At 42.9% G+C, this 23,077-nt stretch carries 18 protein-coding genes; 1 reads left to right on the forward strand and 17 read right to left on the reverse strand.

All coding sequences use genetic code 11. From position 1 onward, the window contains the following. Positions 1–98: 98 nt before the first annotated feature. From CJ483_RS03985 to CJ483_RS04045, 14 genes are all read right to left on the reverse strand, one after another. On the reverse strand, positions 99–1,571 hold the full coding sequence (locus CJ483_RS03985) for an aldehyde dehydrogenase family protein (protein ID WP_259455560.1): 1,473 nt from the start codon (positions 1,569–1,571) through the stop codon (positions 99–101). 98 nt (positions 1,572–1,669) lie between these two features. Continuing rightward, on the reverse strand, positions 1,670–3,760 hold the full coding sequence (locus tag CJ483_RS03990; protein WP_120032155.1) for a (Fe-S)-binding protein: 2,091 nt from the start codon (positions 3,758–3,760) through the stop codon (positions 1,670–1,672). A gap of 38 nt (positions 3,761–3,798) precedes the next feature. Next, a complete protein-coding gene (locus CJ483_RS03995; RefSeq protein WP_120032157.1) occupies positions 3,799–4,770 on the reverse strand; it encodes an electron transfer flavoprotein subunit alpha/FixB family protein in 972 nt (323 codons plus the stop codon). Positions 4,771–4,833: 63 nt separating this feature from the next. Continuing rightward, positions 4,834–5,607, reverse strand: a complete 774-nt coding sequence (locus tag CJ483_RS04000; RefSeq protein ID WP_120032159.1) for an electron transfer flavoprotein subunit beta/FixA family protein — start codon at positions 5,605–5,607, stop codon at positions 4,834–4,836. 61 nt (positions 5,608–5,668) lie between these two features. Continuing rightward, positions 5,669–7,081 (reverse strand): MFS transporter, encoded by a 1,413-nt coding sequence (locus CJ483_RS04005; RefSeq protein ID WP_120032161.1) that lies wholly within the window; start codon positions 7,079–7,081, stop codon positions 5,669–5,671. A gap of 263 nt (positions 7,082–7,344) precedes the next feature. Continuing rightward, on the reverse strand, positions 7,345–7,800 hold the full coding sequence (locus tag CJ483_RS24935) for an acyl-CoA dehydrogenase family protein (RefSeq protein WP_259455561.1): 456 nt from the start codon (positions 7,798–7,800) through the stop codon (positions 7,345–7,347). Beyond that, on the reverse strand, positions 7,797–8,507 hold the full coding sequence (locus CJ483_RS24940) for an acyl-CoA dehydrogenase family protein (RefSeq protein ID WP_259455562.1): 711 nt from the start codon (positions 8,505–8,507) through the stop codon (positions 7,797–7,799). Before CJ483_RS24940 ends, CJ483_RS24935 begins: the two co-directional genes overlap by 4 nt. 21 nt (positions 8,508–8,528) lie before the next feature. After that, complete coding sequence (locus tag CJ483_RS04015) at positions 8,529–9,725, reverse strand: acyl-CoA dehydrogenase family protein (RefSeq protein ID WP_120032163.1); 1,197 nt, start codon at positions 9,723–9,725, stop codon at positions 8,529–8,531. A gap of 35 nt (positions 9,726–9,760) precedes the next feature. After that, positions 9,761–10,177 carry a Zn-ribbon domain-containing OB-fold protein gene (locus tag CJ483_RS04020; RefSeq protein WP_120032165.1) on the reverse strand — a complete coding sequence of 139 codons (417 nt, stop codon included), beginning with the start codon at positions 10,175–10,177 and terminating at the stop codon, positions 9,761–9,763. A gap of 11 nt (positions 10,178–10,188) precedes the next feature. Then, positions 10,189–11,352, reverse strand: a complete 1,164-nt coding sequence (locus tag CJ483_RS04025; RefSeq protein ID WP_120032167.1) for a thiolase C-terminal domain-containing protein — start codon at positions 11,350–11,352, stop codon at positions 10,189–10,191. Positions 11,353–11,372: 20 nt separating this feature from the next. Continuing rightward, a complete protein-coding gene (locus CJ483_RS04030; RefSeq protein WP_120032169.1) occupies positions 11,373–11,789 on the reverse strand; it encodes a MaoC/PaaZ C-terminal domain-containing protein in 417 nt (138 codons plus the stop codon). A gap of 47 nt (positions 11,790–11,836) precedes the next feature. Then, on the reverse strand, positions 11,837–12,286 hold the full coding sequence (locus CJ483_RS04035; RefSeq protein ID WP_120032171.1) for a MaoC family dehydratase N-terminal domain-containing protein: 450 nt from the start codon (positions 12,284–12,286) through the stop codon (positions 11,837–11,839). 4 nt (positions 12,287–12,290) lie between these two features. Continuing rightward, positions 12,291–14,477, reverse strand: coding sequence for an acetate--CoA ligase family protein (locus tag CJ483_RS04040; protein ID WP_120032173.1), 2,187 nt, complete (start codon positions 14,475–14,477; stop codon positions 12,291–12,293). Positions 14,478–14,807: 330 nt separating this feature from the next. Further along, positions 14,808–16,850 (reverse strand): helix-turn-helix domain-containing protein, encoded by a 2,043-nt coding sequence (locus tag CJ483_RS04045; protein WP_182916959.1) that lies wholly within the window; start codon positions 16,848–16,850, stop codon positions 14,808–14,810. Positions 16,851–17,175: 325 nt separating this feature from the next. Here CJ483_RS04045 and CJ483_RS04050 point away from each other — a divergent pair, with 325 nt between their 5' ends. Next, complete coding sequence (locus CJ483_RS04050) at positions 17,176–17,844, forward strand: MOSC domain-containing protein (RefSeq protein WP_120032177.1); 669 nt, start codon at positions 17,176–17,178, stop codon at positions 17,842–17,844. A 392-nt stretch (positions 17,845–18,236) separates the two neighbouring features. Here CJ483_RS04050 and CJ483_RS04055 read toward each other — a convergent pair whose 3' ends face one another. From CJ483_RS04055 to CJ483_RS04065, 3 genes are read right to left on the reverse strand one after another with little or no spacing between them, the layout of a single operon-like run. After that, positions 18,237–19,985 (reverse strand): methyl-accepting chemotaxis protein, encoded by a 1,749-nt coding sequence (locus CJ483_RS04055; protein ID WP_120032179.1) that lies wholly within the window; start codon positions 19,983–19,985, stop codon positions 18,237–18,239. Positions 19,986–20,019: 34 nt separating this feature from the next. After that, positions 20,020–21,651 (reverse strand): amidohydrolase, encoded by a 1,632-nt coding sequence (locus CJ483_RS04060; protein ID WP_120032181.1) that lies wholly within the window; start codon positions 21,649–21,651, stop codon positions 20,020–20,022. 37 nt (positions 21,652–21,688) lie between these two features. After that, positions 21,689–23,035, reverse strand: coding sequence for an APC family permease (locus CJ483_RS04065; protein ID WP_120032183.1), 1,347 nt, complete (start codon positions 23,033–23,035; stop codon positions 21,689–21,691). Between the last annotated feature and the right edge of the window lie 42 nt (positions 23,036–23,077).

The following is a 23,077-nucleotide window of genomic DNA, read 5'->3' on the forward strand; positions in this document are numbered from 1 at the left end:
AAAGCTTGATCATTCATGCTAAAGCAACCAACAGTTCGCCCAAACTGTTGGTTGCTTCTTTTTCTCTTAAAATTGTACGTATCGGTTGAGAATTTTAATTATTCCCCGATCTCAATTACACAAGCTTTTTCACGCGAATACTCAAGAATCGAATCTGTGCCATATCCGCTTTCTTTAAAACCGCCAAACGGCAGGTCGGCTCCTACTCTTGAATAAGTGTTTACCCATACATTTCCGGATTCTATTTTCCGAATCATCCGATGGGCAAGATTAAGATTCCTTGTCCACACTCCCGCCCCTAGGCCAAAGCAGGTATCATTTGCTATTGCCGCAGCCTCTTCTTCTGTTTCAAAAGGCATAACAACCGCTACCGGACCGAAAATTTCCTCTTGGCAGATACGCAACGAGTTACTGTTCACTTTAAACAAAGTAGGTTCCACCCAGTAACCGCCGGAGAGCTCAGGCTTGTCTGGAAGAATAGTCTCCCCTCCATGGCGACCGCCACAAACTATTTCCCCCCCTTCTTCTAATCCCAGCTCGATATAAGAACGGATTTTTTCGTATTGATCCAGGCTTGAAAGAGGACCCATTGTATTTTTCAGATCCATGGGGTCACCTACGCTTATCGTACTTTTAATTCTTTCCGCTATTCGATTGATCATTTCATTGAATATAGAACGTTGAATGAGAATTCTTGAGCCAGCTGTGCATCTTTGTCCAGCGTTACTCGTGTAGATGCCATGAATGACTCCATCGACCGCTTTATCAAGATCCGCGTCTTCAAACACAATATTCGGTGATTTCCCGCCTAATTCAAAAATAGCTGGTTTGGGATGTGGGGCACTTGCACGAAGGATGGCACCAGCAGTTGTCCCGGAGCCTGTCATGCTTACTTTGTTCACCCCACGATTAGCTACTAAAGCATCCCCTATGTCTCTCCCCAATCCGGAAATAACATTAAGCACACCCGGAGGAAGAATTTTACCCAGCAATTCACCATACCGCAATGAGGAAACAGAAGCCTGCTGAGACGGTTTAATAATGACCGTATTGCCCGCAGCGAGAGCATAAGCGGCTTTTATTGTGAATGTAAAAAGCGGCGCATTCCATGGCAGGATTCCTACTACAACTCCAAATGGTTCTCTCAAGGTATATCCGATGCTAGTTGGTCCCATTTGAACCGTTTTTCCCTGGCTACCATCTTTGCAAGCTCCTGCCGCGTCATACCAGACTGATTTGATAGCTTCAGCTAGATAAGGTGCGACGGCGATCACTTCTCCGTTATCTCTAGTCTCCAGCGTTGTTAATTCTTCATCATGCAACGAAATAGAATCGCCGATACGTCTTAAATAACCTGAACGTTCTTCAGCAGAAAGTGCCGACCAGGCAGGAAAGGCTTGACGTGCTGCTGCAACAACGGTTTCTACATCCTCTTGTTGGCTTAATGGAATCTTAGCCCAAGCTTCTCCTGTAGAAGGTTCAATACTATCCATTGTATTTCCAGAAGAGGCTGACATTAACTGGCCATTGATAAAGTTCTGGTACTGCTTTAATTCTTGCTTTGTCGTCAATGTAATCCCACCTTTTTTAGAATATTAAACTACTTTCAACTAGCCATCTTTCACTTTCCATTTATCTTTCTATCTAACTCTCTAGTGGAATGACAAGGTTATGCTAGTATGGATTTTTCGAGGATTTCTACAATATCCAATGTTTGAATACTGCCCTCTTTCTCCATCGCTTTTGTGCCGTCGCTTAACATCGTCAGGCAATACGGACATCCACTGCCTATAACACTCGGATTTACAGCCAGGGCCTGCTGTGTCCGTGCTACATTTACCCGCTGTCCGGTATCTTCTTCCATCCACATCATGCCTCCGCCTGCCCCACAGCACATAGCTGTTTCACGATTGCGCTCCATCTCCGCAACTTTTACTCCAGGTATGCACTTCAGGATTTCTCGCGGCGGATCATAGACATTGTTATAACGGCCCAAGTAACAAGAATCGTGATAGACAACCGTTTCGTTCACTTCGTATTTCGGAACAAGCTTGCCCTCTTTGATCAGTTTAAATAGAAGATCCGTGTGGTGATAGACTTCGACATTTTCAAGTCCAAACTCTGGATACTCATGTTTGAATATGTTGCAGGCATGCGGGTCAATGGTTACAATTTTTCTTACATTGTGCTTCTGAAATGTTTCAATGTTAGCCCTGGCCAGCTCTTGGAATAAAAATTCATTGCCAATCCGGCGGGGAGTATCTCCGGAATTTTTTTCCTTATTGCCCAAAATGGCAAATCTCACACCCGCTACATTTAGTAATTTGGCAAAGGATTGAACAATCTTTTGGCTGCGATTATCATAAGAGCCCATCGATCCCACAAAGAATAAGTATTCAAATTCTTCTCCTTTTTTCTCTAGCTCCTTAATGGTCGGCACTTCAATATCTTCACGTCCGGCCCGCCAGTTCTCCCGTTCTTTGCGATTGATTCCCCAAGGATTGCCCTGGCGTTCAATGTTAGTAATTGCACGCTGGGCATCCGCATCCATTTTGCCTTCCGTTAATACGAGATAACGGCGAAGATCAATAATTTTATCTACATGCTCATTCATAACCGGGCACTGATCTTCACAATTTCGGCAAGTTGTACAAGCCCAGATTTCCTCCTCTGTAATCACGTCCCCGATCAGGCTTGGATTGTAATCAAGAGCGACGGCGGTTTCTTGAAGCGTAGTCACTTTAGCCATTGCGGCGAGCTGATTTCCTTGCGTATTAGCAAAAGCAAATCCTGGTACCCATGGCGATTGAGAAGTTACTGCAGCGCCTGTGTTGGTCAGATGATCCCGCAGCTTCACGATTAGATCCATTGGTGAAAGCATCTTTCCTGTACCGGCTGCTGGACACATATTCGTACAGCGTCCGCATTCTACACAAGCATACAAGTCAATAAGTTGATTTTGTGTGAAGTCCTGAATTCTGCCAACACCGAACGTTTCTTGTGATTCATCCTCAAAGTCAATGGCTGCCAGCTTTCCAGGCGGAGTTAACCGGCTGAAAAACACGTTGGCTGGCCCAGCGATTAAGTGAGCATGCTTAGATTGAGGAACATAGACGAGAAAAGACAATAGCGCCAGCAAATGAATCCACCAGGAAACATAAAATAGTGCCATGGCAGCGGGCTCACTCAGCCAGCTAAAAACACCAGCAACAACAGAAGCTACCGGTTCAGTTAACGGCGGCGCATGCCCGTGCCAAATGATAGCCATGCCATTGCCGAACAGAACGGAAAGCATGAGTGTCCCGATAAAAATTAACACAAGCCCGGCCTTCAACCCACGTTTCAAACGTACGAGTTTTTCAATATACCGGCGATAGAACGCCCAGACAACAGCTATCAAAATCATTAATGTGACAGCTTCCTGAAAGAATGTAAAGAAAGGATAAACCGGACCGAGCGGAAGATGAGCACCCGGCACAAGCCCCTTTATGATAAAATCAATCGCCCCTAGTTGGACAAGGAGGAAACCATAAAACATCATGACATGAATGATTCCGCTCTTCTTATCCTTTAATAGCTTTTTCTGGCCAAAAACGTTAATTTTCACTAAATCGAGCCGTTCTTTAAACCTGCGGTCAAACTCCTGCTTGCGGCCTAACTTGATATATTCATAACGAGTCTTCACCAGATATAGAAACAAGTAAAGGGCGTAACCTGTCACTAAAAGAAAGGCGATGGTATTGATGATTAATAGATTCATTATGGTCACTTCCTTTTATTGTGATAGCGCCCCTTTGCTTACTGCTTGACTGCAGCAAACTCTTCAATTAACATCGGAACGACTTCAAATAGATCACCGACAATGCCGTAGTCGGCTACTTGGAAAATGCTCGCTTCCGGATCTTTATTGATCGCCACAATCACTTTTGAATTGGACATGCCTGCCAGATGCTGAATCGCTCCAGAGATTCCGCAAGCAATATATAGATCTGGAGTTACCACCTTTCCCGTCTGACCAATTTGCAGTGAATAATCACAGTACTCGGCATCACATGCTCCACGAGAAGCACCAACCGCACCACCCAGAACCTTGGCAAGTTCTTTTAATGGTTCAAATCCCTCTTTACTTTTCACTCCGCGTCCACCAGCGACAATGACTTTTGCTTCTGAAAGGTCGACCCCTTCACTCGCTTTTCTCACCACCTCTTTGATGACGGTGCGTATCGTCTGAACCTCAACATCTAAGGAAGAGACTTCTCCAGAACGAGACTCATCCTTTGCTAACGGTTCAATATTGTTCGGACGAAGCGTTGCAAAAACAAGGCCATCTATAATAATTTTCTTTTCAAATGCCTTTCCCGAATAAATGGGCCGAGTGAAAACAAGCGTTCCGTCGATTTCTTCCACACCTGTGGCATCAGAAATCAAACCAGACGCAAGTTTACTGGCGATCCTTGGTGCCAAGTCTTTCCCCAGTGCGGTATGGCCAAAGATTAATCCGTCTGGATTTTCTTGGTCGATGACAGCCATTATTGCCTGGGAAAAGCCATCGGGTGTGTAGTGCTTTAATTGATCGCTTTCTACAGTTACAATCCGATCTGCACCATATTGGATAAGTTCACTTCCTAATGGCTGAACAGCTTCACCGATCAAGATCCCTACTACTTCTCCATCCCCTGCAGCGATCTTGGCTGCATGAATCGCTTCAAATGAGACATTTCTTAAAGCTCCGTCGCGCACTTCTCCTAATACGAGAATTTTTCTGCTCATCTTAAAAACCTCCTATGCCATGTTTTTTTTGATGATCTGTTTTGCCATTACAGCTTATTTTTATTAAACGACTTTCGCTTCGTTACGCAGCAGGTGAACGAGCTCAGTTACCTGCTCATTCAATTCACCGCTTAATACTTTTCCTGCCTCTTTTTTCGCCGGTAAAAAAATTTCAATGGTTTTAGTTTTCGGTTCCACGTCCTCTTCATCAAGGTCAAGATCATCCAGCTCCAATTCTTCTAATGGCTTTTTCTTTGCTTTCATAATTCCCGGTAAGGAAGGGTAACGTGGTTCATTTAAGCCTTGCTGGGCAGTGACTAGCAGCGGCAAAGAGGCTTCAATTGTTTCAGAATCACCTTCCACATCGCGAACAATCGTTACATTCTGACCATCCATCTCAAGGTCTGTAATCGTTGTTACAGCAGGGATTCCCAACATTTCTGCTACACGAGGGCCCACTTGGCCAGAGCCGCTGTCAATAGCTACATTGCCGGCGATGATTAAATCGGCCTGTTTATCTTTTAAATATTCAGCGATAATTTTAGCTGTTGTATATTGATCGCCATTTTCAACGTCATCCTCACTATTAATTAATACCGCTTTATCCGCTCCCATGGCTAAAGCCGTTCGCAGCTGCTTCTCCGCTTCCTCGCACCCGACGGAAACAACTGTCACTTCCCCTCCTTGAACGTCACGCACTTGTATCGCTTCTTCCACCGCATACTCATCGTACGGATTAATAATAAATTCCGCTCCTTCTTCACTGATTTCCCCGTTTGACAGATTGATTTTTTCTTCTGTATCAAATGTTCTTTTTAACAGAACATAAATATTCATGCGAAATCCTCCTATTTCTATTTAATTTGCTGGCCTTTGATTAAATATTGGTCTTTATCCCTTAAATGACTTCCGTATCTTCTTTGCTTTCCGGTAATTTCTCTGTCTTCTCTTGAATCCCCGTTATTTTTTTCGGAATTAAGATCAGAAAGAGGAAGGCAGCCGCTGTAAAAACAGTTAGCAATAGGGCTGTAGACGAAAGAGCGCCTACTGAATTTCCTCCTGCTGCAAACAACGCAAACGTAACAAGCGCGAACGACGCTCCAACGCGAGAAGCTACATTCTCAATCGTAATATAAGTAAATGACACAACCCCCAGACGAGCCTCATGTGCTTTTGATACAATGACAGATTTCACGACTGGTCCAACTGTCCCGATTGCTGTGCCGATTAAGCTCATGGACACGAATAGATAGAAAAAGGACGTGTCGATTTTGGCGACAGTCAGCATGCCGATACCCACCACTAACAAACTAATACTCGTGCCAATTAGCACTCGTGCCGAGAGCTTGCCCATTAACCGGCCGCTCAACAAGTTGGCCAGTGCCATCGTTAAAAAAAGAGGAAACTGCAGCAAGCCGACAACTGTTGAAGGCTTTCCTTGCACACTTTGTACAAAGAACGTTAATAGATACATGACGCTGCTAAATGACATGTACATAATGACAGCAATAACGGACGGCACCCAGAAATTTCTCGTTTTGGCATAATCAATATCCAGCAAAGGCTTTTTTTGTCTTTTTTCAACAACGAGTAATAAAATAAAAGAAATGACAGAAATCACAAAAGCAGGCACCCACATCCACGAAGAAATGCCATAGTTGTTAATGAACGTTGGTACGGTTAAAAGCCCTCCTAATATGAAGAAAACTAATATTACACCACCAAAGTCGAAATGTTCAGATTTTTCACCTTTTACATGGGGTACTCCGTAAGCAAACAATAAAAAGGAAATCACACCCAATGCCGCACATAGGAAGAAAATAGAAGACCAACCGAAGCGGTCAACGAATATCCCGCTTAACAGCGGACCTGCCAAGCCGCCAATAACTGTGTAAAATCCGTAAAGCCCCATGGTTTTTCCCCGTTGCTCGTTCGTAAAATATCTCCCAACGAAGGTGACACCAGCAGGAATCACAGCGGCCCCGGAGAATCCTTTTAAAAACAACCCGGCAACCAATATCCAAAAAGTAGGAGCAGCCGCAATAAAAAGTGAACCAAGTGCCATACAGGCAGCTCCGAATAAGATGACTATTTTTTGCCCGAAGGAATCTGACATCCACCCCATGAGTGGTTGAAATCCTGTTAACCCTAGCGCAAATCCCAATTGCATATAGACCGAATACCCTGCACCTAAACCAAAGTGTTCAAGCATTTTAGGATAGGCGGGGATATGTGTCGCTTCCGCAAAAACAACAAGAAGAATTCCAAGACACAAAAAATGAAAGGCTTTCCTCACTGATTTTTCTTCCATTAGCTTTCCTCCTTGTTTTAAAAAACACTATAACAGTGTGTGCAATTGGGATAAGCGGGGGGAACAACACTCGGCCTGCTTAATATTGCAGCCAGCTATTTTACCTGTTTTGAAGCCGAAACAGCCGGCTCAGCTGCTCTCCACATATCCCATTTACAACACATGTATTTGCGCGGGCATTTTCCATGAACAAAGATGATTGGCTGTATATGAAATTCTTTACTTTTTTCATTGCTTATAAATGGATTTTCGCCTTTTGCGTATTAAAATTGTTTCACCTTTTCTGGTTCACACCAGCCCAATGCAGCGGCCGCTTTTTCATAGTACGATTGTGTGCTTCCCAAGTAATTTTCATAAAAGCGTGCCCGTTTGACATAGAGGTGACAGTCAATTTCTTCGGTAAAACCGATCCCTCCATGAATCTGGATATTATTAGCGGCTGCTTTATTGTACGCTTCTGCCGCAAATAGCCGGGCACATACTATTGCCTGTACCCGATCTTCGGGCTCATTCTCCAATGCCCAGTTTGCGTAGTAAGCGAGCGAACGGGCCATCTCAAGGTCTACCTTCATGTCGACGATTTTATGCTTAATCGCTTGAAAACGGCCAATAGGCTGACCAAATTGTTCGCGGATTTTTGCATATTCTGCAGCCATCTCTACAATGGCTTCCATTCCGCCGACCATGACGGAAGCAAGAGCAGCATTAACCGCGATCACCCCCTCCTGGAGAATGTCCCATCCTTTATGAAGCGGTCCCACCATTTGCTCTTGAGGGATCTGGACATTATGGAACGTAATTTCCGCCAAATGCCGGCTGTCATCAATATTTTTTGCTTGCGTATTGCAATATTTGTTTCAGCCAAATCTACGATAACAAGCGAAATTCCTTCCTCTCCTCTTTCTCCACTTGTGCGCACAGGGAGAAATAAGCTATCCGCCAGTTCCGCGTCTGGTACTAATGTTTTTGTCCCATTTAATCCAATGGACTCCCCCTCCAAAGAGGCCGTCATTTGAATACCAGCCGGATAGTAGCTGCCACCAGGCTCCAGCCAGGCAATCGAGAAAGTTTGATTGCCTTCTGCAATGGCTGGCAAGTACTTTTGTTTCTGGCTGTGTGAACCAAATCTTTCAAGCACAGGTACGGCAAAGCTGTTCGTCTCTAGATAAAGACCAGGCAGAACACTGCGTCCTAACTCTTCAAGTACCGGAACTAAATCGAGTGCTCCGAGCCCCATACCGCCATATTCCTCAGAGATGTTAATGCTTGTACAGCCTAATTCGGCCAGCCCGGCAACAATCGTTTTGTAAGACTCTGTCTCCCCTTTGATAAATTCGCGAGCTGTTTTCGTGTGACCCATACTATTTAAATATTTGTTCACGTACCCGCGAAACATTTCTTGCTCTTCACTTAATGAAAAATCCATGCTATGCCACCTCCATTATGTTTAGCGTCCCAGATCCTTAGGTAAGCCGAGAATGCGCTCTCCAATCGTATTTTTCTGCACCTCGCTCGTTCCTCCTCCGATCGTCATGCCGAATGAATACAGGAAGTTATCTTGCCAATAGGAATCTCCGAAAATCGCATCCTCTTTCCACAATACGCCCTGGTGGCCCTGTATGGAGAGTGATTGAGAGAACAGTTCTTTCGTCAATTCGCTCACTATTAACTTATCCATTGATCCCTCTGCACTCGGCTGCCCATTTTTCAATGTTTTTGTCAGGTTTCGATAATAGTTTAAGAGCGAGCCCCTGGAGCGGGTATATAAATCCACCATTGTTTTGCGGGTAAACGGGTTTTCGATCAGAGGCTGGCCGTCTTCTTGCAACTCTTTCGCCAATACGACCAAATCTTCAAATTGCTGCTCAAGGGTGAATACCTGGGCCCCAATGCCGGATCTTTCATGCATCAACAGAGCAATCATGACTCTCCAGCCTTCATCCACTTCACCAACAATATCTGCATCGTAGGCAATAGCATCTTCTAAATACACCTCATTAAAATCATGCTTTCCGTCCATCTGAATAATTGGCCGCGTTTCCACCCCCTGCTGATTCATATCTAAAAGAAAAACCGTAATCCCTTTATGTTTCTTTTCTCCCCGGCTTGTTCTGGCGAGAAGAAAACAGCGGTCAGCTAGATGTCCGAAACTCGTCCACACCTTTTGGCCATTAATTTTCCAGCGGTTTCCGTCACGGACGGCTGATGTTTGAATAGCAGTTAAGTCTGATCCAGCATTCGGCTCCGAATAGCCCTGACACCATACCTCTTCACCAGTCAATATCTTTTGGATGTACGCCTCCTTTTGTTCTTCCGTCCCGATTTGCATTAACGTGGGTCCTACCATATGAATGCCAACATAATTTACGAGCGGCGGAGCCTTAACGCGTACTAGCTCCTGCTGATAAATGATCTCCTCCATTAAGCTGGCTGCTCTGCCCCCGTATTTTTCCGGCCAAGCAATGGCTGCCCAGCCACCTTCGTATAACTTTCTTTGCCAGTTTCTCAAAAACTCTGAATATTGTTCCTTGTCTTCCGGAATGTCTCTCTTTCCTTCCAACCAGCCATCGGGCAAATTGCTTTCCAGCCATGTACGAAATTCCTGGCGAAATGCTTCTTCTTTTTCTGTAAAAGAAAAATCCATTCTTTTTCTCCCCTTTCAATCAAACGATTATCGAATTACGCAGGAATCCATTGTGGCAGAGCGCGTTCTTCAGTGATGTCTTGCCACGTCATTTTTACATTCATCCCGATGCTTACATCTTCCGGGCTGCAATTCAACACGTTGGCAATCAGTTTTACTTGTGGTGCTTTTTCCAGCTCTACAACAGCGATGACAAGCGGAAGGTCATCTTGAAATCCAGGCAGAAACGGCCGGTAGGAAACGATAAATGAATAGACAGTTCCATTCACTTCACTGCCGAGATTTTCCCAGCTGAGTTCTGTACTGCCGCATTTGGAGCAGGCCGGTCCAGGCGGATGTGAATAATGCTTACAATTTTCACATGTTTGGATCATCAGCTCATGACGATCGGCTGCATCCCAATATGGGTGATTATCCTGATTTTTTAATGGTATTGGTTTTTGATAGTCCATAGTTTCCCCTCCTAGTTTCTAAGAATCATAGCACCAGCAATATCCGGACCAGCCCAGCCCGTGCAGAGACCGATTTCACAATTTTCCACTTGGCGGTCTGTTCCTTGATAGTCATGACGAATCTGGCGGACAATCTCAAGAACGTTGTTCATTCCATGTGTATAGCCTTCTGAGAGCATGCCACCGGCTGTATTGCTTGGGAGTTTTCCGCCCATTTTCAGATTGCCTGCTGCTACAAAGTCCCCTACTTCTCCGCGCGGCGCGATGCCATAAGCCTCTAACTGCCGCAAAACAACCCAGCTGTAGCAATCGTAAATGGAAGCGACATCTAAATCTTCCGGAGAAATGCCGGCCTTTTTATACAATTCAGGAGCTACGTAATCGGCTGCTACTTCTGATAAGTCGGACCAGTAATGAGAGTGGGATACACATTGTCTGGCGGTTATCCCCATAATATAAACCGGCCTTGACTGGCAATCCTTTGCTCTTTCAGCCGATGTTACGATAATGGCATTCGCTTCATCTGATTCAAGGCAAAAATCATGTTTATTGAACGGGTAGCTTAAATAAGGGGTTTCTTTATAAGCCTCCATCGTTAATGGCTTTCCATAAAAATAAGCTTTCGGATTTCGCTGGGCATGTTCGTAAAAGCTGACGCACACGTGACCTAAATGCTCTTGTGTAAGCCCAGTTTCATGCATATGTCGAGTAGCAAAAAGCCCAAACCATTGAGCCGGCCCCCCTGCTCCGTAAGGGATGATAAAGCTGCCGCCGTCAATAGCAGACTGCAGCATATTGATGTCCCATCCGCCGCCGCCCATTCTCACTCCCGAGCGTCCATTCATCGAACGATAAATGAGCACCGTGTTCACCTGTCCTGTTTCAATGAGCCCAATTGCATCTGCAATTAGCATTTCCGTACTGCTGCCGCCCCCCATAATATCTTTAACGTATTTAGGACGAACACCTAGATAAGTAGCCAATTGATGGGAAGTACAAGAGTCATTCTCACTATAGCTCATAAATCCATCGATATCCTTCGCTTCAAGTCCCGCATCCTGAATGGCCGCTCTTGCTGCATCTAGCGCCAGATGCAGCGGTGTCGTGCCAGAGTTTTTTGAACGCTCACTTTCTCCTACACCAACAATGGCATAGCGGTCTTTTATTTGTGCCATACAAAACACCCCTCTTCATTTTAGAAAAAACGCAAAGTAGCTTGACCTGATCCAACAACTTTCCCAGGTGCTTTTTCAGCTTTAATCTCTAGATTGACATATTGCTTTCCTTCTTCTTCATAGACACTGCGGACAACTGCCGAACAGGTAATCTCATCCCCTGGTCTTGTTATCGCTCCAAATCTCATACGAAAGTTTGTTGATTCAGCTGTCACACCGGCTATATGCATCACATATTCGCCAAGAAACCCCATGATGAGCATGCCATGGGCAATAACGCCCGGCATTCCGATACTTTTGGCAAATTCATCATCCGTATGCAACGGATTGAAGTCTCCTGAAGCGCCAGCATATTTAACGAGTTGCACCTTTGTAACGGCCGGTTTTGTAAGCGATTCTAATACTTGTCCTTCTTGCAATTCACTGTATGTCAGCAATCGCTGCTCCTCCTCTCTCTTTCCAAAAATAACTGTTATATTTTGGCTTATTGAACGGTCATTTTTGAGCGGTAAATAATATTCATACGGCTAATAACTACTCTGTTTTGGTTTTCATCCTTGATTTCTGTATCAAGCACTAAACACTGCATTCGTCCGCTTCTTCCTTCCTTTTCATATAAATCAGTTACTTTCATCTGACAGGTCAGGCGGTCTCCGGGCTTGATTGGACGAGTGTAAATAAACTCCTGTTCACCGTGAAGCATTCGTTTCGGATCAAGCTCAAGATCAATGCCCTCACCTTCTGAACCAATGACAATCGGAAAGGTAGGTGGAGCAATGATTCCTCCATAAGGCGTGCCGGTTGCATACTCTTCATCCACGTATAACGGGTTTTGATCACCGATGGCCTGGGCAAATTGCCGAATATGCCTCGTGTCCACTTCAAACGTAAATTCCGGTCCTGTTAAACCGATGATGCTTTTATCTAAATCCATTGGTTTACCCTCCAACCTCTGTTTTTTCAGCCATATGGCTGTTTGTCACAATAAGCGCATCGGCTGCTTTCAAGCCATTCTCATAGACAATGAGTGGATTAATGTCTAACTCATCAATCCTGCCTTCCGAGTCAGCAATGAGTTCTGAGACTCTTAGTAACACATTGATTATGGCTTCACGATCGGCAGGTGCTTGACCACGCACTCCGGAAAGGATGGCTTTTCCTTTGATTTCCTCCACCATCTCGATAGCATCCTGCCTTGTAAGCGGAGCCACTCGGAAAGACACATCTTTGAGTGTTTCTACGAAAATTCCACCTAGACCAAACATGATGACCGGACCAAAGGCAGGGTCCTTCGTGACACCGATGATGACTTCTGTGCCTTTAGGAAGCATTTCTTGAACAGATACACCATTAATAACTGCATCCGGCTTGTACCCTTTAGCAGATCGCAAAATATCAGCATACGCATCGATCACTTGATGGTCGTTTTGCAAATGAAGCCTGATTGCATCAGCATCTGTTTTGTGAGGAATATCTTTGGAATCTACCTTCAGCACAACCGGATAGCCAATGCTTCTGGCACATTGAACAGCTTCCTCAGCCGTAGCTGCCAGGGCTTTTTGAGCCGTTGTAATTTGGTAAATCTCTAATATTTCGCTCGCTTCAAATTCACTTAATGTAACACCCGGCTTTAGCAAGTTCTCCAAAATACCTTTTGCCTCGCTCCCTGCTGTCTCACGCTGTTCTGCCGATTCATTCGCCTGTTTGTTACGGCGATATTTCTCACTGTAATCGACCAGCTTGGCAAGAGCTGAGACGGGATGTAAATCCCCTGTTATTACCGGTATTCCATTTTTCTCCATTTCAGCGGCCCCTTTAGGAATAGACATTCCTTGCAGTGGAAATGTCGTAACCAAAATGAATTTATCGGAGCTTTTGCAAATCTCAATAAATTCCTGAACCAAAGGGTGATCAGCCTCCCAATGCATAGGGAACTCGGTTAAAATGATATTGTCGACTTCCGGATCTTCACTCAGTGCCCGCAATGGTGCGATAAATAGTTCTGGATTCGTCACTGCCGCAGCAGCTGTTAAATCAATAGGGTTAGATGTACTGGCAAATGACGGAACAGCTTGTTTAATTTTTGCTTTCGTCTCGTCTTTAAGCGGAATGATTGTAAGGCCGTTCGCTTCACAACGGTCCGCTTCGTTGATCCCTCTTCCGCCGGAACTTGTAATAATGACGGTATTGCGCCCCGTAGGTAATTTCCCCGAAAGAAACAGCTTGGAAAAAGAAATGATTTCTTCATAATCATTCGCTCTAATCATGCCTGTCTGCTTAAAGAAAGCATCATAAACCTGGTCTGAACCAGCCAGAGACCCGGTATGAGAAGCGGCCGCCCGGCTTCCTGCCGAACTTCGTCCCGTCTTCATCACGATCATAGGCTTATTGCGGTCAAGTGCTTCTTTTGCTAATCGGCGCAGCTTAGCAGGATCTTTTGCGCCTTCTAAATAGCCGCTGATCACTTTCGTATTTGGATCATGAACCATATACTCGACGATGTCCGCAAATTCCGTTTCCATTTCATTCCCGACAGTAACAAAATAGTTAAAGCTTAAACCATGTTGGGCTGCCGCCATATAAGTAAGGACGCCAAAAGCCCCGCTCTGAGAAACATACCCAACGGCGCGATTGTCACTTAATGGATAGGCCATCACGCCAGGTGAAAAGGTACCAACGAGCCCATTCAGTGTATTTACCATGCCTACACAGTTCGGGCCGATCAATCGAATGCCATTCTTTCTGGCAATCTCAGCAAGGAGCTCCTGCTGCTTTGCCCCCTCCTCGCCAGTTTCAGAAAAACCGGAAGCAAAGATGATGGCAGCTTTTACTTTTTTCTGCGCACACTCTTCAAGACTTTGCTGAATTTGATTCGCACTGACACAAAATATCGCTAAATCTACAGGCTTCGGTACGTCCGTAATAGACGAGTAACACGGCAATCCTTCTATTTCTGTAGACTTTGGATTGATCGGAAAAATCTCTCCGCTAAACTTTCCGTCGATTAAGGCTTTCATTTGAATGTAACCAAGCTTGTTAGGATTCTTTGATGCACCCAATACGGCAACAGAACGAGGATAAAATAATGATTCGAGACTTCTTTCGGCAACGCTTTCATTACTCATGCTTTTCACCCCGATTTAACATAATTTGAATAGATATCCATCCTTGATTGCTATCATATAAAACCCGATTTAATAATTCAGAAAAAAAAGATACTTAGATTATTTAATTATTAGGCTTTGAAGTTTTTAAAAAAATCCGTACATCCTTTGTTATATAAGAGGTAAAATAATAAAGAACAATTTTTGTGTACACGATAACCCCGACTTTATGCTTGATAACCTCGACAAATGAATAAGATAGACTTCTTGCTTTATGAGGACCTCCGCTTTTACAAACAAAAAAGAACGGTATCTCCAATCTTCAAAATGGAGATACCGTTCTTTTGATTGTTAATGAAATCGTTCCAGCCACTTGATCAATCTTGCCTGAATTTTATTTGACGGAATTTTCCTTCCTCTTTCAATGCTGCTCAAATAAGAAGAAGAGATTTGAATTTCTTCCGCTGCCTCATGCAAAGATAGGTTTAATCTTTCTCTTATTTCCCTTACTCGGCTCCCCATGATTTCTGTTGATCCCTCTACGCTATAATGATCTGGCTGAGCCTTTGGTATGCTTTGTACGGATTGATTTCTCTTAATCGGCCGATATTGTTCCTTCACATATTCAGGTGGATCGATAACAATCGTCGAATGAGCCCAAACACGGCCCCATCCTTTTTGATCGGCAATCAACTCATTCCACTTTTCATAATGCCAGGACTGAATAAGGCCATCTTGCTGTAAGGTATCAAGTGCCTTTTCCAATCGATCTCTCGTGCGCGAAGGCATACGTTCATTAGTATTGACACTTATCGCCTCTAGTAACGTGTTGACTTTATTAGGCTGAAGAAAGTCTCCTTTTCTTGCCTGAATCCGCCAACGCCAGCTTAAATATCTGGCCAGCCGCTTTTCCCACGTTTTACGGTAAGGATCATAATGCAAAGTTTTTATAGGAAGAAGTGCTACCTGTCTTCCAGAGCCGCTTAAATACTTTGCAAATACTTGATCGACTGTATACCTTAGTTTTTTCCCGTTCATTTCCTCCGTTATCCGACAGTCTTGTCTTTCTTGATCAACAAATAAAAAGGCTCGTCCTTCGAGTTTTGTCTCTACTGGTTTTCCTTTTTCATATACTATCGCTTTATCTAGCTCAATCCATAGATTTTGGATGATTGAAAGCGATTTCAACACTTGGCGTCGTTGCTTTAATTCATAGCCGCCCCGTCGCCCCTCCCCGCCCAACTTTGGCTTTAGGCCACGAATAGATAACAAATCATCGATCTCCACTTCAACTACATCTTTATAGTGTTTTGCTTTAGACAAGAAAATAGCACAAAGCGCATCAAATACATCTGCATCTAAGTCTGATAATCCTTCAGCTTGCTTCCACGATTCCTTAATAATGGGGTGGGTAGCGTGAAATCGATAGTGATCTTTTTTAAAGGGCTTGATTTGAAGTACGCCCGTCATGTTTCCTTTAGAAAGCGGCATGGTTGGCCAAAAGCCCTGTTCATGTAGAAAATGGTTCTTATAAAGAGCTTCCCGAACAGATTGGTAGGGGGCATTGTTCATGACAGACAAAAAATCTTTTGTAGCTAGAGTTGAGTCGTATTCAAGCGACAATGCAGAAAATGGTTGAAACAAAGCATTCTTTTTTAAATTGAACATGGCCTCAATTTCGTGCATCGTCCAATCTTCTAGATTTAACATCCTACTAATTTTCTTAATCCATTCTAACGTGTAAGTGTTCACTATACTTGTAAACCTTATAATAAATTCTTGATCCTCAGATAAATTTTTTGATATATACTCATAAAAAAGTTCATTTAACTCTTTCCTATTTAATGCCTCTAAGCCATGAGGACCAAGAGATTGTGCCATTTCTTCAAGGACCCATTCAGTTAAATGCATTCGGCACCACCTACAAAAATTCTCCCACACTTCGTCATTCACTAAAAAAGTATCCCTTTTCAAAATATTCTCTATGTAGTGGATGGATGAGCTTTTCAACGTCTTATCATTCAAGATGGAGGATAGGGATGGGGAAAACTTTTTATATTTCATCAACAGGTGGGTAACAATGTTATCAGCAATTTGTCTAATGAACCGGTTGCGTGCAGCCACACGCAAACTGTTAAACACTTGGGCACTCTCCCGGTAGACGCGCTCCCAAATGATAAATGAATTAAACCCTTCATTTTCAATAAAGATCGGTAAATCGGATGCTGTCCTCTCTGATCTGCCTCCAAATCTGTGATCGAGCCCTAATCTACTATCCTGTTCATAAACACACAGAATAAGAAAATCATCTATTTTTCCTGATAATTGTTTAGAAAGGTTGTTTGTTTTTTTTACACCTTTCTGTCTCAAAACATGATCATTTTCTAACATCATTACTACCTCCCCAGACTTTAATAGAGGATATATGTCTCGATGAATGTTTTTGTTGAACTCTAGAATCATTAGTTATCCTTAAATGTAGCAAAATTATTCTGAATATTCAATACGGCATTTTGCTATTGATTAAAGGAATATCCCTATTCTTCCCATCAATCTGCTAAGGTTGGCTGAACTTTTGTGTGCTATTGTTATTTTTGCTTTTTCAGACGCTCATTACCTGATTGTCATTGATAATTAATAAAGTTTTTATAGAAATAAACTGTATAAATGGTAAAATTTAATAATCATCTATTAACAGTATGGAGCAGGTGTAAATGAAATGAGAAACAGCCAAGTGATTGAATTAAAAAATTTCTCCATTGGCTTGCCTAAAAAATTGACGTACGGAAACGGCAAAGAAATGGAGACTGGTATTTGTAAACAAACGGTTGAAGAAGCCTTCTTAACGAAAGAAGGCTTCCGGGGCGATGGAGTAGCAGATTTAAGGTATCATGGAGGGCCCGACCGCGCCGTATGTGTATATCCGTATGAGCATTATTCACTTTGGGAAAAGGAGTTTGCAATCCCCTTGTCCCCTTCCACTTTTGGAGAGAATTTAACAGTAACGAATATGCTGGAAAAAGACGTGTATATTGGGGACGTTTTTCGTCTAGGTGAAGCCGTCATCCAAGTAACTCAAGGCCGCATTCCGTGCAGCACGATTACAAAGAGGACTAATAATCCAGCTCTCCTAAAAAGGATGGTCCAAACAGGTTTCACGGGCTATTTGTGCCGGGTTTTAGAAGAAGGTACCGTTCGCAAAGACTCTAACATAACGCTGTTAGAATCACATCCAAAACAGGTATCCATCCTCGAAGGGAATGAAATTTACTTTCGTAAACCGAAAGATGCGGAAGGAATGAAAAAGATGCTGGCTGTTGATGAATTAGCCAATGAGTGGAAAGAGCTGCTGGAAGAGCGGTTGAATAAATTGGCTCCTCTTTTATAAGTCCTTTCAAGTAATTTATTAATATGGGCTCCCCTAGCAAGAAAAAGAACAGCAATAAAAAGGCCTGCTCACCAAGAGCAGGCCTTTTTCAAGAATCCATTTAGAATTTCAGCGATTTTATATCCTAAATCAACCTAGCTGCGGCAACGAATATAAAATAGAATCTAATGGAACTGTCAAGTGTGCCAATCCTTCTATTGTATTTTCCCTTCCTCTCTATTTAGGAAAACTCACTTTTCTACTATAAACGTGCGTAACTGCGCCTTTGTACCAGGTATCTCTTTCATGAGTATTTCAAAGAGATTTTTCTCTAGGACAACAATGTTTGCAAGTTTCCCTGCTTTCAATGCTCTTAATGCTCCGTTCTCTTAACGACCGGCTTTATTTCAACCTTACAGTTTAAATCGATGAATAGCTTTCTGTAACTCCTGAGCGATATGGGCCAGGCTTTCAGAAGAGCTGGATATTTCATTCATCGAGACAAACTGATCCTTTGTGATAAATACTACATGTTCAGAGTTTACTGTAGCGCTCTTAGCGACTTTTGATATCTCTTCTATTAAGCCTGTTACTTGTTTAGATCTGGCAGACACTTCTTTTGATGAGGCTGAAACGTCCTGTATCTGTTTTACGACATATTCAATATTTTCTAATATACGCTGGAAGGATCGGTCTGCTTCCTCTACAACAGTCAAACCTGAACGTACTTCTTCTTCTCCTGTTTCCATTGCCATTATCGCTTCTTGTGTATCTTCTTGAATGCCCCTAATTAGCCCGGCAATTTTATCTATTGATTGCCTTGACTGATCGGCTAGCTTTCGGACTTCATTGGAAACTACTGCAAAGCCTTTACCATGTTCTCCAGCACGTGCTGCTTCAACAGCGGCATTAAGAGATAACAAATTCGTTTGGTCTGCAATATTTGTAATGACATCTAATATTTGAACAATCTCCTTCGAATGTTCACCTAATCGTTCAACAACTTTGGCAGTTCCTTCAACTGAATGATTAATTGAACTCATTTGCGAAAGAACCTTATTTATCGCTTCTTTCCCTTGTTGTGCCTCTTTCAATGCTCCCATCGATATATCTGAAACAAAAGAAGCAGATTTTGCAATTTGCTGAACCTCCAATGACATTTCTTCTATCGCTTGAAATCCTTCTTCTGAAGCGTTTAATTGCTTGCTAGAGCCGGTGGCAACTTCTTCAATTGCTTGCTCAATTTGCTGATTCATATGTGTTGATTGTTCGGCACTTGCATACAACTGCTCCGAAGAAGCGGCAATGTGCTCAGATGTAAAAGTGACCTTTTGAATGATCTCTTTTAATTGATAGACCATATGGTGAAATGATTGACTTAATTGGCCAATCTCATCTCTGCGTTTCACCGGCAAGCCTGCGATATATTTATTAGCGCCCCTCAAATCGCCTTCCGCTACATGCTCTGCCGTGTATTTCACGATATTAAGTGGTTTCAACGCGTTCATAATAAATACATATAAAATGATCACAGCGATAACCATAAAAATAATTGTAGTCACCAGAAAGGTCGGTAAACTTTCCAATACTACTTTATCTGTTATTGAGCCTACTTTCTCCGCATTAATATCAACACCTAAAATACCGATTACTTTTCCTGTTTTATCTTCTATCGGCGCAAAAGCTGATAAAAACTCGCCATATTTAGGATCATTTACGATTTCAGTGCTTGCCGTTTCTCCTTTAAGTACCGGCTCAATAGACTTGTAAGTCGTGGCATTAGTTGTCTCACCTATTGTTGATGCAGTCTTGGCGGATTCTCCGATTATTAGAATCTCAATCTCTTTTGTATCTGTTACACCAAGTGTATATACATATAATGCTCCTGTTTTTACTCTAAAATCATTCAGTTGCTGTCTCAATTCCCAATATACTTTATTTTTTTTCTGATTTTGTAAGAATTGTTTATAAGTTTCAGGATTTATATGGCTAACAATCGTTTCGGCTGTGTCTATACTAACATTTGAGATAGCACGCTCTGCCGCCTCTTGAGCAGTATGATATATCATACTCCCACTTACAACTGTTAAGATAACAATAATAATTGCAGCAATATTAGCTATCTTTATGCCTAATCCACCTAATCTGCCTTTCATACCCATCTGCTTGTCCCCTAAATTGGAAATTTGAGCTATCTTACTTTTCTATTAATGAATCGGTATGATCGAAAACAACCTTTCCATCAACAATTGTTACCTGCACTTTCGTATCCGGTATGTCTTCAGTGGGTATGTCAAAAAGATTTTTCTCTAACACAACAATATCCGCCAGCTTCCCTGACTCTAATGTCCCTAATTCCTGCTCTCTAAATGAGCCGTACGCAGGGCCGGCTGTGTAAGCTTTCAATGCTTCAGCAAGTGTGATGCGCTCATGCGGATGCCACACAGCTTCTCCGCTGCTGTCAATTCTCGTTACCGCACGGTAAATTTGTAAAAGCGGGTTCAAGACATCAACGGGAAAGTCTGTGCCAAACGCCAATTTCGCCCCGGCTTCTTGCAATGTCTTGATCGGAAACACATACTTTTCTCGCTCAGAACCAATTCGATCCGTGTACACCCCCCGCTCAGACATCGCAAAGTGATCCGGCTGCATGGACGCCGTCACGCCAAGCTCTTTGAAGCGCGGGATATCATCAGGGTGAATCACTTCGACATGTTCAACCGAATGGCGCGAATCCCGCTTGCCATTTGTCTTTTGCGCTTCCTCATAGGCATCTAAAGCCAGACGAATCGCTCCATCGCCAATGGCATGAAAGCGAATGCTAAACCCTTCTTTATCCGCCTCAGCTACCCACTTTTTAATTATTTCAGGAGGGAAAGTCGCCTCGCCACTTGTATTTAGCTGATCGGCATACGGTTCTAATAAATAAGCCGTACGAGCAGTAATGACACCGTCAATAAATTGCTTCAGTCCAGACACACGAAGCTTATCTGATTGATACGTGTTCCGTAAATGCTTGGCCCGTTCTAAGTCGCCATTTAATTCAGGCCACAAATGGATACGCGCTGTTAATTCCTCTTTGTCTTCAAACTCTTTGTAAACAGCATAATCATTTAAAGCGGCCAATGATTCCGCTGCAAATAAGTCGTGAACAGCCGTGACTCCGACACTTGAAGCATGATCAAGAAAACTCGCGAACAGTTCCCGCTTTTGCTCTTTTGTAAAATCATAGGCATGGCGGATTACCGCATCCATTGCCCCTTCATATAAAAGGCCATTTGGTTCACCATTCTCATCCTTTCCAATCATACCGAAAGAGGGAGGAGCCGTGTGGCGATTAATATTGGCCATCTCTAATGCTTTCGTATTCACCCAAGCGTAATGGACCTCGGCGTGAAACATAATCGCTGGACGGTCAGGTAGGATACGATCCAGTGAATGGCGAGTCGGTAATGCCTGCGTATCCCAAAAGCCTGCATCCCACATAAATCCGATGACCCATGGGTTTTCCGGATTGGATTCAGCGAATTCACGAATCATTTTCAGCGCCTCACCTTCCGAACGGGCCGCAAACAGATTGACACCATTGAGAGCAACAGCCCCCTGCATCATATGAAGATGGAAATCATGGAATCCCGGCATGACTAATTGGTCTTTGAATTGATAGATTTTTGTCTTCTCGCCTGTGTATTGTTTCATTTCTTCCTCAGAACCGACCGCAATTATTTTGTTGCCTTTCATCGCAATAGAGGCAGGTTCCGGTTGATCGGAAAGCCCTGTAAATACCGCATTGCTTGAAATAATCATATCAGCTAGTTGTTGACTCATTCTTCATCAATCCTCTCATTATATAATTAACCTCCTTTTATTGAGCTTCTTCAAAGCCAAGCTCTGGAGGCAGCTGTCGAAACATTTTTGTTAAGTTTAATAGATAAATAAATCCAATTAGAAGCCATATTCCGCCTAGTATTAGAGAATGTGTATCTAATTTTGTTATCAATAGTCCAATGAGCGCCGCCCCAATAAGCGGGATAATCAAATATTGAACCGTTCCTTTAAAAGATCTCTGTTTCTCTCGGAAGAAATAATGAGCGATAACCGAAAGATTCACAAAGAAAAAGGCAAACAACGCTCCAAAATTAATAAGTGATATGGCCGTGGTTAAATTTAAGAAAAGCGCACTTAATGCAACCGCGCCAATAATTACAATATTGAATACTGGCGTGTGGTATTTTGGGGACAGATAACCAAAAATCTTTTTTGGCAATACATTCTCCCTTCCCATCGCATATAAAATACGAGAGGCACTCGTTCCAGAGGCAACAGCTGAAGCAAACCCAGCAGTTAGCCCTATTGCTACGAAGATACTTGTAAAAATGTTCCCGCCAACATAAATTGCAATGTCTAAATAGGCAGATTCAGGATTTTTGAAAGACTGAAAATCTGGATAAATGAGCTGTAAAAAATAAGAGCCTGAAATGAACATAAATCCGCCAATCAGCGTAATCAAATAGATCGCCCTTGGCAATGTTTTCGTAGGATTCTTCGTTTCCTCTGATAATGTAGTCACGGCATCAAAGCCTAAAAAGCTAAAACATAGAATAGGAACGATGGATAGAAGAGCAGGTACGCTAATTCCAGCATCATAGAATGGTAGGGTTAAAAACAATGTCCCTGCTCCTTTTCCTGAAAGGAGTCCTTTAATAGTCAAAATAAGAAACAGCACAAATACTAAAATTTGCAAGAGAAGCATGATGGTATTAAATTTTGCCGCTAATTTAATACCCAGGATGTTAACCAACGTAATAATGATAATAAATGAAATAATCCAGACAGCCATTGGAATAGAGGGGAACAATGCTTTTAATGCTATTCCATTAAGCAGAGAACTAATCATCGGGCTAAACACATAATCAATGATGATGGTCCAGCCCACGATAAACCCCATGTGAGGGTTTATAGATTTTTGTGTAAACGTATAAGCTGCTCCTGCATTTGGGAACGCTTTCGCTAATTGTGCATAGCTGTAAGCGGTAAATAACATGACCACTAAAGCAATCGCATAAGCGGTTGGCATCATACCGTTTGTGCTGTTTACTGCCACTCCATAAGTTGAAAACATAGTCGTTGGAGCCATAAAAGCTAAGCCAAAAAACACAACATATTTTAACGAAAGAGTTCGTTTAAGAGTGGTTGAGTTTAAATGATCCATCCATCCATCCCCTTGCCAATTGTTTTGGCTAATGATCGATTT

Source organism: Bacillus sp. PK3_68 (assembly GCF_003600835.1).
Lineage (GTDB): Bacteria > Bacillota > Bacilli > Bacillales > Domibacillaceae > Pseudobacillus.